The organism is Desulfobulbus sp. (assembly GCF_030824455.1).
Classification (GTDB): domain Bacteria; phylum Desulfobacterota; class Desulfobulbia; order Desulfobulbales; family Desulfobulbaceae; genus Desulfobulbus.
In genome coordinates, this window is record NZ_JAVBXR010000010.1 from 19,127 (window position 1) to 35,616 (window position 16,490).

Genomic DNA, 16,490 nt, shown 5'->3' on the forward strand with positions numbered 1-16,490 from the left:
TAATCCACAGCGAAAGGATACGGTTATGTTGAAAAAAATATTTTTTGGTTTGAGTTTTAAAATCATAACAGTGCTCATGTTTTATATATGCGCTGTTATTCTTATGGCGTTTGTGTCGTATGACGATCTGGTGACCACTGAGAAAAAAGCCGTAGTGCTCGAGCTTGCATACGATATTCATAACATCATTCTTGAAGCGCGTAGGTATGAGAAAAATTATTTCTTGTATGGCGAGAAGGAGTCTCTTGTTGATAACATCGATATGCTTAAAGAGGTTATATCGATTGGAGAAAAGATAATCCAGAACGATGGAAATTTGTCTGTTAATCCAAAGCTGAATCTTTTAGATAAGAATGTGTCAATATATATTGAATATATTAACGAATTGATGCAGCTGAAAAATGCAGACGTCGATGTTCGCAATGATGTTTCCGAAAAAATCAGGCAGCAGGGGAAGTTGATTGCTGAAATCAGTGGCGAGGTTGTTAATTTCGAGAAAAATAGAATCCATATAATGATGACCCTCTTGAAGGGACAGCTGGTTTCGTGGTCGTCAATGGCCATCTTTATTGGCGTTATGCTTTCAATGTTGATTGTGTATTTCATTTTCAAACCACTTTCGGTGATCAAAAAGGCAACAGAAGCCATTGCCGGCGGCCAGTTTAAAAAGATCGACGTCATCAACACCCGTGACGAAATTCAGCAGGTCATGGAAACGTTCAACATTATGGTCTCCGAGCTGGAGCGGCGGCAGGATCAATTGATCCAAGCCGAAAAACTTTCTTCATTGGGCACGCTCACCGCCGGTGTTGCCCATCAATTGAACAATCCATTGAACAATATTTCCACCTCGTGTCAGATCGCCATTGATGAATTTGACGCCGGCGATGTGCCTCTGCTCAAACGGATGCTGAAAAATATCGATAAAGAGACCCTTAGGGCGAGGGATGTCGTTAAAAATCTGTTGGAATTTTCCAGAAGCCAGGATTTCTGCCTGCGGGAGGCGCAGTTGGTCGATGTGGCAAACAAAGCCGTCATTTTGGCCAGAAGTCAAGTGCCGGCCAACATCAACATGTCTGTCGACATACCCGACGACCTCTTCTGTTATATTGACGTGCAGCGGATGCAGGAGGTGTTCATCAATTTGATCATCAATGCGGCTCAGGCTATTGAACGGGAAGGGGACATTGCGATGACCGCCGTCAAAGATCCTGCCGCCGAAGAGGTTGTTATTGAAGTCAGCGACACCGGGCAAGGCATTTCCGAGGAACACCAAGCCAGAATCTTTGATCCTTTTTTTACCACCAAGGAAGAAGGGCAGGGCACAGGTCTCGGTTTGTCGGTGGTGTACGGCATTATCCAAAAACATCGGGGCACTATTGCCGTGCAAAGTCGTCCTGGCCGGGGTACATCGTTTTTCATTCACCTTCCTTTTCCGGGCGAGCAAGAGAACTGACAGAGCAGGGGCATGAAAGATCGGAAAATTCTTATTGTTGACGATGAACCTATCGCCCGCGACAATTTGGCGCACATCATCACCAAAGACGGGTATTCGGCGCGGGTTGCGGAAAATGGACAGCAGGCGATAGACATCCTCAAAAAAGAAGAAATCGATCTGGTGCTCACCGACCTGTGCATGAAGGGAAAGGACGGGATGGCCGTCCTGGACGAGGCCAAGAACCTGTGGCCCGCCATCGAAGTGGTGGTGATCACCGGGCATGCAAGCGTCGACACCGCAGTCGAGGCGATGCGGCGCGGAGCCTATCATTACGTCGCCAAACCATTCAAAATCAATGAATTGCGGGTCATTGTCGAAAAGGCCCTGGAGAAAAACCTGCTGCGCAAGGAAATCCGTTTGCTGCGCAACCAGGTGGACGCCAGCAAAGGCGCCCTGCGAATCGTCGGCCACAGTCGAAAAATTCAGGCCCTGCGCGAAACCATCCACCAGGTGTCGCAGCTTGATTGCAATGTGTTGATTCAGGGGGAAACCGGCACCGGCAAGGAGTTGGTGGCCCGCACCATCCACGAGTTAAGCCCGCGCGGCAAAAAGCGTTTTGTCGCCTTCAACTGCGGGGTTTTTACCGAAGAGTTGATCACCAGCGAGTTGTTCGGTTACGAACGGGGCGCGTTCACCGGGGCCAACAAGGCCAAGAAAGGGCTGTTGGAAATGTCCGAAGGCGGCACGGTGTTTTTTGACGAGGTAGGGGAATTGCCGCTCTCCATGCAGGTGAAACTGCTGCGCGTGCTCCAGGAACGGACGCTGCTGCGGGTGGGCGGCACCGAAGAGATTGCGGTCGATTTCCGGGTGCTGGCGGCCACCAACAAGGATCTCAAACGCGAAACCGAAGGCGGCGGCTTCCGGTCGGATCTGTATTATCGTTTGGATGTGCTGACCATTGCCGTCCCGTCGCTTTCCGAGCGCAAGGAAGACATCCCCCTGCTGGCCCGCCATTTCCTGGCCAAGCACGCCCGCCTGGGCAGGATCGCTCCCCAGTTGTCGCCCGAGGCGGAACGGCGGCTGATGCTCTATGATTACCCCGGAAACATCAGGGAGTTGGAGAATATCGCACAGCGCATTTTGATTGCCTGCGACGGCGACCTCGTTGAGCCGCAGCATATTGCCGCAGTTTTTGGCGACACCGAGGGGTTGACCATTCGCGACAACCGCGAGGACTGGCCTTCCCTGGAAGAACACGAAAAACAGTATATTCTCGAGGTGTTGGACGAGGTGGAAGGCAACAAGTCGGCGGCCGTGAAAATCCTTGGCATCGACCGGGTTTCCCTCTGGCGCAAGATCAAACGTTATGGGCTGGAAAATCCGGACGCCTGAGCCGCGATCCGCCACACATCCGTCCGCTTCCGTTAATTTCGTTAGCCCAAGTTGAACAGCCGAGCAGGATTGTTCCTATGCTCCAGCGTCCTGTTGTGTCAGACGCCAGGGGCCGCTTCCTCTTCTCCCCACGTGTTGAGTTCAATTCGCGCATCAAGCCTCGTTCGATGAAGCAATCGAACAACTCCCTGGAGTCGCACTGGATTCATCAAACTCCTGCTGCGCAAACAGGTGTGCAATGGTTTCGCCGGCATTGGCGACCAACACCCAGCGTAACCCTTCCGTTACGTCCGGCTCCAGCGCCTCGACCTCCTCCTGGTTGGCAAGCGGCAACAGCACCATGCGCACGCCCGCTCTTCTTGCCGCCAGCACCTTCTCTCTGATGCCGTTGACCGGCAGGATCCGGCCGGTCAGGGTCATTTCTCCGGTTAGCGCCACGTCCCGTCGCGCCGGTCGCCGGGTCAGCAACGACAGCAGGGCGGCAAAGATGGTGACCCCGGCCGATGGGCCGTCCTTGGGGATGGCCCCGGACGGGAAATGGATGTGCACGTCGGAGTTTTTGAAAAAATTGTCGGGAGCGCCGAATTCTTCGCTTCTGCTGCGCAGAAAACTGAGCGCCGTCTGCGCCGATTCCCGCAACACCTCGCCCAGCGAACCGGTGAGCAGCAGCGTGCCTGAACCGGGCATCAAAACCGCCTCAACGCTGATGATCTCCCCCCCTGTCTCAGCCCACACCATGCCCGTGGCAACCCCGATCTGGGGGTTGGCTTCCGCCGCCTCCCGGTGGAATTTCCGCGGTCCGAGCAATTTTCCCAAGGTTTGGGCGTCGATGTGCACCTGCTCATCCTGGCTGCGATTCGATTTGAGACACATCATGGCTATTTTTCGACAAACATCGGCAAGCTGGCGCTCCAGGTTGCGCAGCCCGGATTCTCTGGTGTAGTCGTTGATCACCCGCGACAGGGCTTCAGGGGAGAATTGCACCGCTGACTTGGACAACCCGGCAACCTTAAGCTGCCGAGGGAGAATGAACTGTTGCGCAATCTTGAGTTTTTCTCGCTCTGTATAGCCTGTAAATTCAATACACTCCATGCGGTCAAGCAGTGGCTTTGGCAGTTTGGAGAGATCGTTGGCCGTGGCGATGAACATGACCCGGGAAAGATCAAAGGGCAGTTCCAGGTAATGATCGGTGAAGTTGACGTTTTGTTCCGGGTCCAAGACCTCAAGCAGGGCCGACGCGGGGTCGCCCCGGAAATCCTGACCAATTTTATCGATCTCATCAAGCATCAGCACCGGGTTGTTGACTTCGGCCCGCTTCAGTTCGGTAATGATGCGACCGGGCAGGGCGCCGACGTAGGTGCGCCGGTGACCGCGCAACTCGGCCTCGTCGCGCAATCCCGCCAAAGAGACGCGGATGAACTGCCGCTGCAGCGCCTCGGCAATGGCCTTGCCGACCGAGGTTTTGCCTGTTCCAGGAGGGCCGGTGAAGCACAGAATCGGCCCTTTGCCCATCTGCACGAACAGCTTCTTTTCCAGAACGTCCTTCACGGTCCGGCGCAACTCGTCGAGATTGACCGGCTTGCCCAGATAGTGCGCGGCCCCTTTCTTCAAGGCGTCCACCGCTGAGCTGACCGTCGCAAACCCTGTGACCATAATCACAGGGATTTCCGGCGAGATGCGGTTGACCTCCTGCAGCAGTTCAATGCCGTCCATCCGCTCCATCTTCAAATCCGTGATCACCAGATCAACGTCTTCCCGCGCCATCACCTCCAATGCCTCGGCGCCGTTGCCGGCGCAATGGCAGGTGTAGCCCTCTTTTTTCAGTACATGTTCCATGTTGGCGCGGGCTATTTCCTCGTCGTCGACGATGAGGATGGTTTGTCGCGCCTTGCTGCAGAGCGTTTTGGCCGCCAGAAACTCCAAAATCCGTTGCTTGACCTGGAAGAGGCCAAAGTGACGGGTGTCGAGCACGGCTTGCGCCCGCGCCAGGTCCAGCTTGCATTGCGAGGATTTGTTCCAGGGCAGGGCGAGGATCAATTCGATGTAATTGAATCCCACCGAATATTCGGCCACAGAGGCGTCGGTCTTCTCCAGCTTCTCCAGTTCGTTGTTCACCGCTTCCAGGGCGTGGTGGGGCAGGTGCGCCACTGCTGTTCGGGAGCGAAGGGCGTCCAGGGCGGAGGGCGCCGTTGTCTGCTGGCGAGGAGCCTCTTCAGTGTGTTCCGTTCGTTTTTTAAAGAACATGACGATATCCCTTGTGTCCTTCCTCAATTTTTGACGGGCGGGTGCGGCGCGAAATGGCTGCAACGGTCATTGTCCGCCAGCGCAACCACTGCGCGAAAACCATGTATAGACCAAATTCAGATCTATGCAAGACTAATGCCCTGACGTTCCGTCAGAGCCCACTGCAAAGCGTCGTCGTCTTTGCACAGGGGCGACCGCCTTGGGTCCACGCTCGCTTGATTCATTGCCGTCTTGTTCCCGGTCGATTGATCAACCACGTCGCTAGCGCAGGGCTGGTGCGCCCGCAATCGGGCAATGTTACACCCTTTGGTGGGTTGGTTGCATAATGCAACGGCGAATGCAGGGTATGCGTTCGTCGATCGTTTTCAGTGTTGCGTAATGCAACTGCATCTACGCGGCTCAGCTGGTGGCTTTGGTAAAAATATATTGAATAACAATATGTTGAGAGAAACAATCGTTTGGCACGGTTCTTGGTATTGCATGAGCAACGAATATGCAAACACCCAAAGGCATCGTACCAGCTATGCACAACGAAACCGCCGCTTTCCCACAAGATCCGCAAGATCACAACCAGATCGACCGCCAACTGCTCCTGGAGCGCCAGAAGGATCGACCCTTCATCCTGGTGGTGACGCGCAACGGGCACCTGTCCGAGCATGTCATGGAGTATGCCGTCAACGTCGCCCATCGCCTGCAGTACGGCATTTTGGCTGTGCATGTCGACACTCTGCCGCTGTTTCACGACCGGGGAAAGCGGAGCAAATTGTTTGCCGCCGCCATGCGGGAGAGCGAAGCGCTCTTCAACCGCAAAGCCCACAACAAAGAGGTGGTTGTCGAACATCTTGGCGAGACCGGCAAGATCGGCGGGGTCGTCAGTCGGCTGTGTCATGCAAAAAAACGCATTGAGTTCGTCGTCGTCGACAAGGGCATTCGTGTGCAGGAAGTGGCCCGGCAATCGCCGGTTCCCGTGTTCCCCGTCATCACCACTCAGTCAGGTCAATGCAGCAAGACCATTGTTCATAACCCAAAAGAAAAAGGAGTATTCGCTATGTCCACCACAAGCAGAAAACGGCATGTAAAAAATTGCTTCCTCTTTGGCGCGCTGACTTCAGGGTTGTATGCGGCGGTGTTTGTCAATCAGGACGCGGTCATGACCTACTTCACCAAAGGGGGCGCGTTTGCTCTGCTGCCGGTGGCCACTGTCTTTGCCGTGTCCTATTTCCACGGCAATTTTACCAGCGCCTTTTGGTCGGCGCTCGGCATTGAAGCTTCCAAGAAAACTGCGGCGCAACGCGTCGAAGCGGATCAGCCGGTCAAAGAGGGCGTCGTTGCTCCGCGTCCGGACGCCAGACCGCGCCTCCAGGTGAACGTATAAGGTTTGAGGCGCAATCCAGCAGAGGCGAGACGTTGTCTTGCAAGTCGCAATACTCAAGGTGAATTCATACAATAACGGGAGCATACAATGCACGGGCCAATCAGTGAAGTGATACAGTTCATCGACCTTAATGCGTACACCATCACGTTTTTATTTATTGTCGGTTTCATCGGCGGACTTGTCAGCGGTTTCATCGGCTCCGGCGGCGCCTTTGTGCTCACGCCGGGCATGATGAGTCTGGGTGTTCCGGGAACCGTGGCGGTTGCCAGCAACATGTGCCACAAGTTCCCCAAGGCCCTGGTCGGATCGATCAAACGGTACAAATACGGTCAGGTGGACATCAAGTTGGGGCTGATCATGGGCGTCTTTGCTGAAATCGGCGTTCAGGTGGGCATCATGCTGCAAAAGCACATTCTGGACAAGTGGGGTCAGGCTGGTTCCAACCTGTACGTCAGTATTGTCTTTGTGATGGTTTTGGTCATTGTCGGCTCCTTTGTGATGCGCGACGCCGTCAAAATGAAGCAGGCCGGCAACGAGTCCGCGCCTGGGACTTCGTTGGCCAAACGATTGCAACAGATTGAACTCTGGCCGATGGTCACCCTGAAGACCGCGAATCTGCGCATCAGCATCTGGTTCCTGCTTCCGGTCGCCATCGCCACCGGCATGCTTGCCGCCACCATCGCGGTGGGCGGTTTCATCGGCGTTCCCGGCCTGATGTACATCATCGGCGCAACCAGCATTGTCGCCTCCGCCACCGAACTGGTCATCGCCTTTGTCATGGGGCTGGGCGGCACCCTGATCTGGGCCTATTACGGCATGGTCGACATTCGTCTGGTGATGATCATTCTCGCTGGTTCGCTCTTTGGCGTGCAGTTGGGCGCCATTGGCACCACCTATGTCAAGGACTACATGATCAAGTACGTTATGGCCACGATCATGCTGATCGTCGCCGTAAGCCGCTTTTTTGCCATTCCCAAATATCTCAACCAGCTGCACCTGATCTCGCTTGCCGACAATCTTGAAAATATTATGACCAAGCTGAGCTTTGCAATCATGTGTTTTGCCCTGCTGGTCGGCGCCTCGATTATCCTCGCCAGTCTGTTCAAAGCAAGAAGTCAGGAAAAGGCGGCGGCTGTCACCAGTTAATCTTTGCTGAGGAGAGAGAATATGCCCGAGAGCACCAAAACCATTCTTGTCGCTGTCGATCCGAGCAGTGTCGGGCAGGCGGCCTTTCAACAAGCGCTCCGGTTGGCTCTGTTGCTTAAGGCGCAATTGATCGCCATTTCGGTGACACCCCGCTATGAGGGGAACATGCACCGGTGGAAGATCAGCAATGCCGAAGAACAACTCAGTCAACCCTTTCAACGCTGCCTGGAGGAGGTGCGGCAGGCCGCCACTGCCAAGGGGCAGACTGTGCGGACCATCCACGCCGTTGGCGAACCGGTGGAAGAGATCGTGCGGGTGGCTGAAGAGGAGAATGCAGGGTTGGTGCTCATGGGGTATCCGAAACGTTCTCGGCTAGAGCGCGTTCTGCTTGGCAAAACCACTGCCAAGGTGATTGGCTGCAGCCCTTGCGACGTGCTGATGGTTCCTGAACATGCGGAAGTCAATTTTTCCCGGATACTTGTTGGCGTCGACGGCTCCCGCTACAGCATGGATGCCGGGCAACGGGCCTTGGATTTGGCCCTCGCCTTTGGCGGCGAAGTGCATGCCCTGACCGTGCTTGACGTCCCCCTTGAGCGCAGTTTTCTCTACGGGGTGCTCGAAGAGGCGCGGCGGAAAAGTTTCCCGCCGCTGCAAACCCTCGCCGGGCAAGGGGAAAGACTTGGGGTGCGCGTGACCACCGAAATCCTGCACGGCGCGCCGTATGACGCCATCGTCAAATACAGCGAGGCCAACAAAATCGACCTGATTGTCCTGGGAACCTACGGCAGAACCGCGCTTGGCAATCTGCTCATGGGGAGTGTGGTTGAGCGGGTGGCGGCGATTTCTCCCTTGCCCACGCTGGTGGTGAAACGGCTGGGAGAAAACGGGGTGCGCGATTTGATTTGAGTCTCGACGACAGGTGGGGCAGGGAGAGGTCGAAGAGGAACTCCCCCTCAAAGGGTATTTCAAAGTAGTCAGGAGGTCGGCCATGGAGATGAATCTATATTTTAGCGGATTAGTGCTGCTGGTGTGCGCAGTTCATCTGGCAACCGTTGCGGGGCAGGCTGTTGAGGATCTCGCGCGGGCGCTATCGGGCGAGAAAAAGATCCTGAACGCGCAGCCGCAAGAGCGGGATGATTGGTATGTCTTCTTTTGTTGCGCTGATTTGCTGGGTACAGCATCGGTCAACAGTGTGTCTCGCGGGGAGGAACAACGTCAGGTTGCTTGTCCGTCAGACGCTATTGGGCAAGACAAACGCCGTCCTGCACGCATGCGTGCAGGAATTTGAGCACTTTCTGGCGCTTCTTGGCAAAGGCGTTCTTTTTGGATTTCATTTCCGGCAAAAAAACAGGCAAGGGTGCGCCTCAACACCACTGAATCTCTTGGTGCAGCTGCGGCGATGATGAAAAATTACAGCACAATGTGTGATTGATAAAAGGGTGAAACGTGAAAGTGCAGATGGGAATTTTTCAAGAAAAAGAACAGATCAATACATATCTTGCATCAAAAGGGATTGCGCATAACGACATCGTGGAGGCGGGGCCATTCCCTTCTCGATTACAGGCGATGGAATGGATGGATTTTGTTGAGAAAAAATTGGGTTCGGGCGAGGTGGAACGGCACGCCGTAGGCTATATGAACCAAGCCCCGTGGTATGGATTTGCTTTTGAATAACACCCGAGGTTAATCTCCAACCTGCGGGCCGGGCAGTTGGTGAGGCCGGGATTTGCCACGGTTGTTTTTTGCTGCGGCGCAAAGGCCCAAACAATTACTGCGCTGGTGCGTCAAGCCCCAAGTCGCCGCTCAACATTGGCTTGATTGTGCGGATTTTTTGGGGCTTGTTTGACGCTTCGGTTTGAGTTGATTTGGCGCTTGGTTATTTCCGGGCCGCCGGCGGCGGGTGTTCGGGGATCTCGTCCTTGCGGCTGGAGCCAAGTCAACTCCTCAATGCCGGGTTTACATGTTATGCTCTGTCTTTGAATTTCTCCTCGCGCTTGATCTGCTTGGCGGCGCGCTTTTCTTTAAGGGATTTGGTGGGTTCTTTTTTGGTGTTCTGCTGTTTGATGTTCTTTTCTTTTGCCATGGTGTTTGATTCCTCGGATAGGTGATGATGGAGCAGGGGGCGGAAGGAGCCTTGGGTTGGTCAGGCGCCTTCCGTGGCTTGGCGCGTCAAGAACAGGATTACTTCGGGAACGGTCGAGTGCTTCTGCGGGAGCCGGAAAAAGCGCCCCGTTGCACGGGCTTGGTCCGTTTTGGTTTAACCACGTGTTTGAAATCATTTACAAAGAGTTCGTCCTCCGCCCATTCGGTGGGAATCGGATGGCCGATGTACTCTTCAATGGCCTCCAGCGACAACACGCCTTGCTCGTCGGCCAGGGAGATGGCCTTGCCTTCGGCGCCGGCGCGGGCGGTACGGCCGATGCGATGCACGTAATCCTCGCAATCTTCGGGCAGGTCGTAGTTGACGACGTGGGAAACGCCTTCAATGTGCAGTCCGCGTGAAGCCACATCGGTGGCGATCAGCATCGGCAATTTGCCTTCCTTGAAATCCCTCATGATCCGCAACCGTTTTTCCTGGGCCACGTCGCCAGAGATCATCCGACAGGGCTGGTCGTTGGCTATTAGGCGGGACTGGAGGTATTCGCCTTCGCGCTTGGTGTTGACGAAAATCATGGTGCGTTCCATGCCTTCGCGGCGCAACAGACCAAGCAGCAGGGGGAATTTTTCCTTGCGGGAGACGTGGAACAAAATCTCCTCGATGTTGTCGGCGGTCATTTGATCGCCGGTGACGCTGACTTTTTCCGGCATGTTCATGAATTCATAGGCCAGTTCCATCACCCGGTGGTTCAAGGTGGCGGAAAACATCAGGTTCTGGCGTTTGTCAAAGGTCGGCAGGCGGCGCAGGATAAAACGCAAATCGCCGATAAAGCCCATGTCAAACATCCGGTCGGCCTCGTCAATGACCAGCATTTCAACATCGGAGAGGGTGTAGACCTTCTGCTTGAGATAGTCGATCAGGCGGCCCGGGGTGCCAATCACGACGTCGGCGCCGTGGCGCAGGTCGTCGCGCTGTTTGTTGTAGTCCACCCCGCCGTACACCGCCTGCACCGAAAAGCCGCAGTGCTTGCCGAGCAACAGCGCGTCTTGGTGGATTTGGACCACCAGTTCCCGCGTGGGCGCCAGAATCAGGGCGCGGGGATTCTGGCCCGGACCTTGGTCGTTTTTCAGCAGTCGGTCGAACAGGGTGATGAGAAAGGCGGCGGTTTTGCCCGTGCCGGTCTGTCCCCGGCCGGCCACGTCTTTGCCGTTCAGGGTGAGGGGGAAAGTCATCTCCTGGATGGGAGTGCACTCGGTGAAGCCTGCTTCGGCAATACCCTTGCCGAGGGATTCTGGCAGAGCCAGTTCGTCAAATCGCATTCGGTTCCTTGGTTGTGTTGAATATTTCGTTCATGTTGCCCTTATATAATAGACATTGCCGGCGCATCCGGCAAGGAAGGAGTCGCCGCCGTCAGAGGATTTTGAAATTGAGCAGCAGCGAATCCCGCGAGGGAAAAAACTGGCGGTAACGGGTGTGGGATTTTTCCATCATGATTTTGGAGGCTCGAACGGCGTCGGTCTCCTTGTATTTGTCGGACAGATAGATGATCTCGCGGATGCCGGATTGGATGATCACCTTGGTGCATTCATTGCACGGAAACAAGGCCACATACAGCCGGCAATCGCGCAGATCGTAGGTGATGGAGTTGAGCACCGCGTTGAGTTCGGCGTGGCAGACGTAGGGATACTTGGTGTCCAGGTAGTCGCCTTCGCGGGCCCAGGGCAGTTCGTCGTCCGAACAGCCCCAGGGAAAGCCGTTGTAGCCGACGCCGACGATTTTGTTCTGGCTGTTGGCCACGCAGGCCCCCACCTGGGTGTTGGGATCCTTGGAACGGTGGCCGGAAAGAATGGCCACGGCCATGAAATACTCGTCCCAGGAGAGGTAGTCGGCGCGCTTGCTGGTCATCGGGGGGCGCCGGAGGCCTGACTCGCCTGCTGTTCCGCCTGCTGCGCCTTGAACAGCCGCCTGCGTTCCCGCCAGTCCGGGGCCAGTCCGGCCGATTTTTCAATAAATTTACGGATGGCCTGAAAGTAGAGCGGTCCGGCCACGGCGATCAGCGAGTTGTGGTCCGCGCCCGGCACGATCTGGAACTCCTTGCTCCTGGCGCCGCATTCCGCCTGCAGGGTTTCCGCCTGCCACAGGGGGATCAGCTGGTCGTACTGGCCGTGGAGAATAAAGGTGGGCTTGGTGAATTTGGCGATCTTGCCGCTGTTGTTGAAAGATTGCTCCTCGCCGATGCCCATGGCCGCGAGATCCACGCCCAGCACCTTGGCCAGCGGCAGGGTCTTGGCAAAACCGGAGTCAATAATCAGGCCGGAGATTGCGTCGCTGTGGTTCACTGCCACGTCAATGGCGCTGGCGCTGCCCAGAGACCGACCCATGACGAACAGCGCCCCGGTGTAGCCGTGGTCGCGGAGCCAGGCCTGCAGAAAGAGAAACACAGCGTTGCTGTCCGGCAGCAGGGTGCTGGTCAGCGGGGCCCCGGTGCTCCAACCGTAGCCACGGTATTCGGCCACCAGGAAATTGAGCCCCTCGCGGACGTAACCGGGGCCGACCTGGTCGTAATCGGGAATGATTTCGCCGTTGCCGTGGAAAAAAATCAGGGTGGGCGAGCCCACTGCGTGGCTGTGCAGCCTGCAGGCAATGGTCACACCGTCGGCAATCGGAACCTCAAGATCGATTGCGCCGGCGGGCGGGGTGTTCTGAGGGGTTTTGATGGGGTGGAAAATGAGTTGGGTGATTTCAGGTCGATCCATAATTGCTTGAGAAGACGATTGGTTCTTGATGATTGATGGGGCGGGGCCGTCGGCGTTGGCTGTCGACAGCCACACCAGCGCCCCCCACAGGCACAGCGCGATCACACGACCGCATCGGCCCGTTGGGCTCACTTGTCCGGGGGGGCGGCGCAATCCGGCTGGGGCCTGTCGCAGGACTTGCCGCGCTCGCACGCGTCTGGCGCGCAGCCTGTTTTGCAGTAGTAGCCGAACCCGGAATCCCAGGTGATGCCGCCGCGCGGACAGTGGGTGATGTAGTCGGCGTATTGGATCAACCGGTTGACAATCGATTTCGGCACCGAATGCTCCATTTTGCACGCCGCTTGATCGGCCTCGGTTTCATCCACCCCGAGAACGGTCACCAGGAAGTTGGACAGGGCCACATGGCGGCCGACAATCTCTTGGGCTGCGGTCAAGCCGGCTTCGGTCAGGGTGATCAGGTCGTAGGGCGCGTAATTGATCAGGCCAAGCGAGGAGAGAATGCGCAGCGCATTGGTCACCGAAGAGGCCCGGACGTCAAGTCGTTTGGCTATGTCCTTGGCGCGGGCCACTTTTTTTTCTTTGGCGATATGGTACACCGCCTCCAGGTAGTCCTCCTGGCTGGCGCTGAGTTGCGATTGTTGTTTCATTCCTGGCAAACCTGTGTGGATTGAGAGTGCTTATCTCTCGTTCCATACCGCAACTTTGCGCTTTTGGCTACCTTGAAACGTGGCTGGGTCCCCAGCAGCGCCCTGGCGGCAACCTTTTCCCGGCGTGCAAGGCTCCCCATCTCCATTTTTTGCATTGACGTTCCGGCGGGACAGGGGCAATCCGCGCGGCGCAGCTTGCAATATTTCTCTAAAGTTTCTACTCTATTATCCGCCAATCAAAACGATTTTTACCGTTTCTTCTTTTTTAACCAGGTTTTACAAAGAATCAAGCAGATGGCCAACCGACTGCATCAACTCCTCGCCGCGACCGCAGCGGGATGGCTTTGCCTGCTCACTGCGGCGGCGTCCGGCGCCGAGGATAATCAACCGCCAGCGGACGTTTCCACCCCTGTTGCCGCCGCCCAACCTGCGAACGCTCGCCAAGCTGGCGAAAAAGCCGTCGCGCCGCGAAAAGAACGCGTTCGCCGCGCCAAGAAAAAAGGCGCCTCCAAACCCAGCGCCTTTGTCCTGCTCAGCCAGAGAATCCTCTACGAGCCCTTTGCCTGCAGCCATTGTGCATCCGCCGTCTTTTTCGACCCAACCGCCTCTGAGGCGCTGCTGTTTGCCGCCCAGGAGGTGTCGTGGGCCTCTGCCCGGCTGGAAGGTTCGACAGGATTGGCCGGCGACGACGCCTCGGGTTGGGACGCCCTGCGGCGCATCCATATCGACATCCAACCCCTGGATTACAACTTTGGCGCATTCAACCCCTTTGCGGGCGATCTGTTTGCGCCCCTGATTGCCGGCCCGTTGCTGACCGCAGCGGACGCGGTTTCGTTTGCCCAATTGGCGGCGCTTGGCATGGATCCGTTTGCCGCCGATGCCGGATATGCCGAATTGGAAGCAACAGGTTTTTATTCGCCAACGTCCAGCGCCTCGGCTTCTCCCTTTGCCTATCGGTACCGAATGGATAAAAAAACCTCGGTTAATGCCGGGGTTGCCTGGATTCAGGATCTGGCCGACACCCAGGGGCTCTCGCCGGTCGAGGAAGCGATTGGGTACGGCGCGGTGTCCTCCGAGACGATTGCCGCCGTGAATTTCACCCTGGGCGCCAGTTACCGCGCCTTCACCTTGACCGGCGGCTACATCCGCGCCGTCGAGCCGAGACTTGGCCCGGCGGATCTCGATCTGACCGGCAACGAGGCCGAACCCACCGCCTGGAACAGTGAACTGGCCTACTCCACCGAACTGTTGCGTAAAGAGACGACCCTGGCGGTGGGCTATCAGAAATCGTCCGAATCCCTCCAGTTGTACCTGCCGGAAGAGCGGTACAGAACAAAGGCCTCCATGGAGATGTTCGACTCCGCGACCCTCACGCTTGAATATTATCTGGACAAGGAATATTCGACCAAGGACGGGGGCGTGGAGGACGAAGGCTACGGCATCACCACCAAAATCGGTTTTCCTTTTTAGGCCAATCAACTCACCAAAAATACGCTTTTTTGCAGAAGCGGCTTCAACCGGAGTTCCAGAGGATCAAATCGTCGGGAGATGCTGGGGGGAAGCCGGCAATAGATGCCGGCTGTGTGAACCGGTCGCCGGAAAACCGCTCCCATGCAACTGCTGGGGTTAGCATGGGAGCGGAGCGGGACGGCTGGGTTTAGATTTTGAACTGGTTGACAATGCTCTTGAGTTCAGTGGCCAGATTCTGCAGGGAGCCGGCGCTGGACTTGACCTGCTTGCTGCTGTTGGCGATTTCGCCGGAAGCGTTGCCGACGCCGGCGATGTCGCGGGAGATGGAGGTGGCCACCGCCGAACTCTGGTTGACGTTTTCGTTGACCTCCTGCAGCCCCAGCGACGCCTGGGAGATGTTGGCGGCGATTTCCTGGGTGGCCTTTGCCTGTTCAGCCACGGCTCCGGCAATCGTGCCGACGATTGTGCCCATCCGGTTGATGACCGTGGTGATGGCGCCGATGTCGGCCACGGTTTCAGCGGTGGTCTGTTGCACGCCGGCGATCTGCTCTTTGATGTTGAGGGTGGCCTCGGCGGTTTGTTTGGCCAATTCCTTAATTTCGTTGGCAACCACCGCAAAACCTTTGCCTGCCTCGCCGGCCCGCGCCGCCTCAATGGTGGCGTTAAGCGCCAGCAGATTGGTTTGCTCCGAGATTTCGGTAATGGTTTCCGTCACCTTGCCGATGGCCTGGGCCGCGTCGCCCAGCGCATCCATTCTTGTGGCGGTTTTGGCCGCCTGCTGGACCGCGTCGCTGGCGATGTGGTTGGCCTGCTCGACGTTATGGGCTATGTCGCCGATGGTTGCGGTCATCTCTTCGGCGGCGCTGGCCACCATACTGATGTTGGTGGTCGACTCTTCCATCGCGGCCGCCACATTGGCGAGATTGGCGTTCATCTCTTCGGCGGCGGCGGCTACGCTTGCGGTCTGGCGCGAGGCGTCGCCGGCGCCGACGGCCAGTTTGTCGGCAAAGCCACGCAGGTCGTTGGACGAAAGATCCAGGGCCTGGGTGTTGGCGCTGATCTTGCCGATAATGCCTTGTAATTTTTCCATGAATACGTTCAGCCAGGTGGCCAGTTCGCCGATCTCGTCTTTGGTGCGCACAGAGAGCCGTTTGGTCAAATCTCCCTCACCCTGGGCAATGTCCTGCAGGCCGGCAACCGCAGCATTGATCGGTTTGGCAATGGCCACGCCAAGGATAACCGCCAAGATTGCAGCCACAATCACTGCTGCAACCAGAATCCCCATCAGGGTGAATTGAGCGCGGCGGTAGATGCTCTGGGATTCCTGCTGCGATTTCTCCGCGTTTTTCAAGCTGATTTCAGTCAACTTGTCGAGATTGTCGCGCGCGGCTTCAAACAGTTCGCTTGCCTTGCCAAACGACATTTCCAGAGCCTTGACGCGGGCCTCCTGCTCGCCGGATTTGCTGCTTTCGGCGATCTGGCGGGACACCGGTTCCCAGGCGGCCCGATCGCGCTCGAACTTGGCGATCAACGCCTTTTCCTCGGGCGAGTCGACCAGCATCTTGTACTTGTTGAACCGTTCGGAAACCTGTTGAAGATTTTTTTCGTAATCCTTTTGCAGCGAGGCAAAAATAGGCGCCTTGGGATCGGCGGAGATCATTGACCGTTCGGCCACCAGCAATTGTTGCAGATCCCGGTCCGCCTCAATCAACAGATCGATACTGGGCAGGCTGACGGAGAAAATGTCGTTGAGATTGCGGTCGATATGGGTCATGCCGCGATTGGCGACCCAACCGATGCCGGCCATGAACAGCAGGATCAGGGTGAAGGTCGCAATCAACTTGTTGCGAATCTTCATGTTGTTGAAATTGAGCATGGCGGGTTCTCCTTGTGGTTGGTTGCGGTGATGGTTGAAAAAGGATGA

General features: G+C 56.5%; 14 protein-coding genes. 8 read left to right on the plus strand and 6 right to left on the minus strand.

The window, feature by feature from the left end:
* The first annotated feature begins 25 nt into the window (after positions 1-25).
* Together RCH93_RS01130 and RCH93_RS01135 are read left to right on the plus strand one after the other, a co-directional pair.
* A complete protein-coding gene (locus tag RCH93_RS01130; protein ID WP_306546269.1) occupies positions 26-1,456 on the plus strand; it encodes an ATP-binding protein in 1,431 nt (476 codons plus the stop codon).
* Positions 1,457-1,468: 12 nt separating this feature from the next.
* Positions 1,469-2,830, plus strand: a complete 1,362-nt coding sequence (locus RCH93_RS01135; RefSeq protein WP_306546271.1) for a sigma-54 dependent transcriptional regulator — start codon at positions 1,469-1,471, stop codon at positions 2,828-2,830.
* A 153-nt stretch (positions 2,831-2,983) separates the two neighbouring features.
* Here RCH93_RS01135 and lon read toward each other — a convergent pair whose 3' ends face one another.
* Positions 2,984-5,074: an endopeptidase La gene (gene lon / locus RCH93_RS01140; RefSeq protein WP_306546273.1), complete on the minus strand. Its 2,091-nt coding sequence runs from the start codon at positions 5,072-5,074 to the stop codon at positions 2,984-2,986.
* Between the two features lie 493 nt (positions 5,075-5,567).
* Between lon and RCH93_RS01145 the strand changes: the two genes are divergently transcribed.
* The 5 genes from RCH93_RS01145 to RCH93_RS01165 all read left to right on the plus strand — a co-directional run bounded on the left by RCH93_RS01145 (position 5,568) and on the right by RCH93_RS01165 (position 9,269).
* Positions 5,568-6,449: a universal stress protein gene (locus RCH93_RS01145; RefSeq protein ID WP_306546275.1), complete on the plus strand. Its 882-nt coding sequence runs from the start codon at positions 5,568-5,570 to the stop codon at positions 6,447-6,449.
* Between the two features lie 87 nt (positions 6,450-6,536).
* Positions 6,537-7,595: a sulfite exporter TauE/SafE family protein gene (locus tag RCH93_RS01150; protein WP_306546278.1), complete on the plus strand. Its 1,059-nt coding sequence runs from the start codon at positions 6,537-6,539 to the stop codon at positions 7,593-7,595.
* Between the two features lie 21 nt (positions 7,596-7,616).
* On the plus strand, positions 7,617-8,501 hold the full coding sequence (locus RCH93_RS01155; protein ID WP_306546280.1) for a universal stress protein: 885 nt from the start codon (positions 7,617-7,619) through the stop codon (positions 8,499-8,501).
* Between the two features lie 82 nt (positions 8,502-8,583).
* Positions 8,584-8,883 carry a hypothetical protein gene (locus RCH93_RS01160; protein WP_306546282.1) on the plus strand — a complete coding sequence of 100 codons (300 nt, stop codon included), beginning with the start codon at positions 8,584-8,586 and terminating at the stop codon, positions 8,881-8,883.
* A 158-nt stretch (positions 8,884-9,041) separates the two neighbouring features.
* Positions 9,042-9,269, plus strand: coding sequence for a hypothetical protein (locus tag RCH93_RS01165; RefSeq protein ID WP_306546284.1), 228 nt, complete (start codon positions 9,042-9,044; stop codon positions 9,267-9,269).
* A 507-nt stretch (positions 9,270-9,776) separates the two neighbouring features.
* Here RCH93_RS01165 and RCH93_RS01170 read toward each other — a convergent pair.
* The 4 genes from RCH93_RS01170 to RCH93_RS01185 form a co-directional block, all read right to left on the minus strand.
* Positions 9,777-11,012 (minus strand): DEAD/DEAH box helicase, encoded by a 1,236-nt coding sequence (locus RCH93_RS01170; RefSeq protein ID WP_306546286.1) that lies wholly within the window; start codon positions 11,010-11,012, stop codon positions 9,777-9,779.
* A 91-nt stretch (positions 11,013-11,103) separates the two neighbouring features.
* Positions 11,104-11,598, minus strand: a complete 495-nt coding sequence (locus RCH93_RS01175; RefSeq protein WP_306546288.1) for a dCMP deaminase family protein — start codon at positions 11,596-11,598, stop codon at positions 11,104-11,106.
* Positions 11,595-12,554, minus strand: a complete 960-nt coding sequence (locus tag RCH93_RS01180) for an alpha/beta hydrolase (protein WP_306546290.1) — start codon at positions 12,552-12,554, stop codon at positions 11,595-11,597. The genes RCH93_RS01175 and RCH93_RS01180 overlap by 4 nt, the downstream gene beginning before the upstream one ends.
* A gap of 23 nt (positions 12,555-12,577) precedes the next feature.
* Entirely contained in the window at positions 12,578-13,096 is a 519-nt protein-coding gene (locus tag RCH93_RS01185) for a metal-dependent transcriptional regulator (protein WP_306546292.1), read from the minus strand.
* A gap of 294 nt (positions 13,097-13,390) precedes the next feature.
* Here RCH93_RS01185 and RCH93_RS01190 point away from each other — a divergent pair, with 294 nt between their 5' ends.
* Positions 13,391-14,566 (plus strand): LbtU family siderophore porin, encoded by a 1,176-nt coding sequence (locus tag RCH93_RS01190; RefSeq protein ID WP_306546293.1) that lies wholly within the window; start codon positions 13,391-13,393, stop codon positions 14,564-14,566.
* Between the two features lie 187 nt (positions 14,567-14,753).
* Here RCH93_RS01190 and RCH93_RS01195 read toward each other — a convergent pair whose 3' ends face one another.
* On the minus strand, positions 14,754-16,442 hold the full coding sequence (locus tag RCH93_RS01195) for a methyl-accepting chemotaxis protein (protein ID WP_306546295.1): 1,689 nt from the start codon (positions 16,440-16,442) through the stop codon (positions 14,754-14,756).
* Positions 16,443-16,490 lie beyond the last annotated feature (48 nt).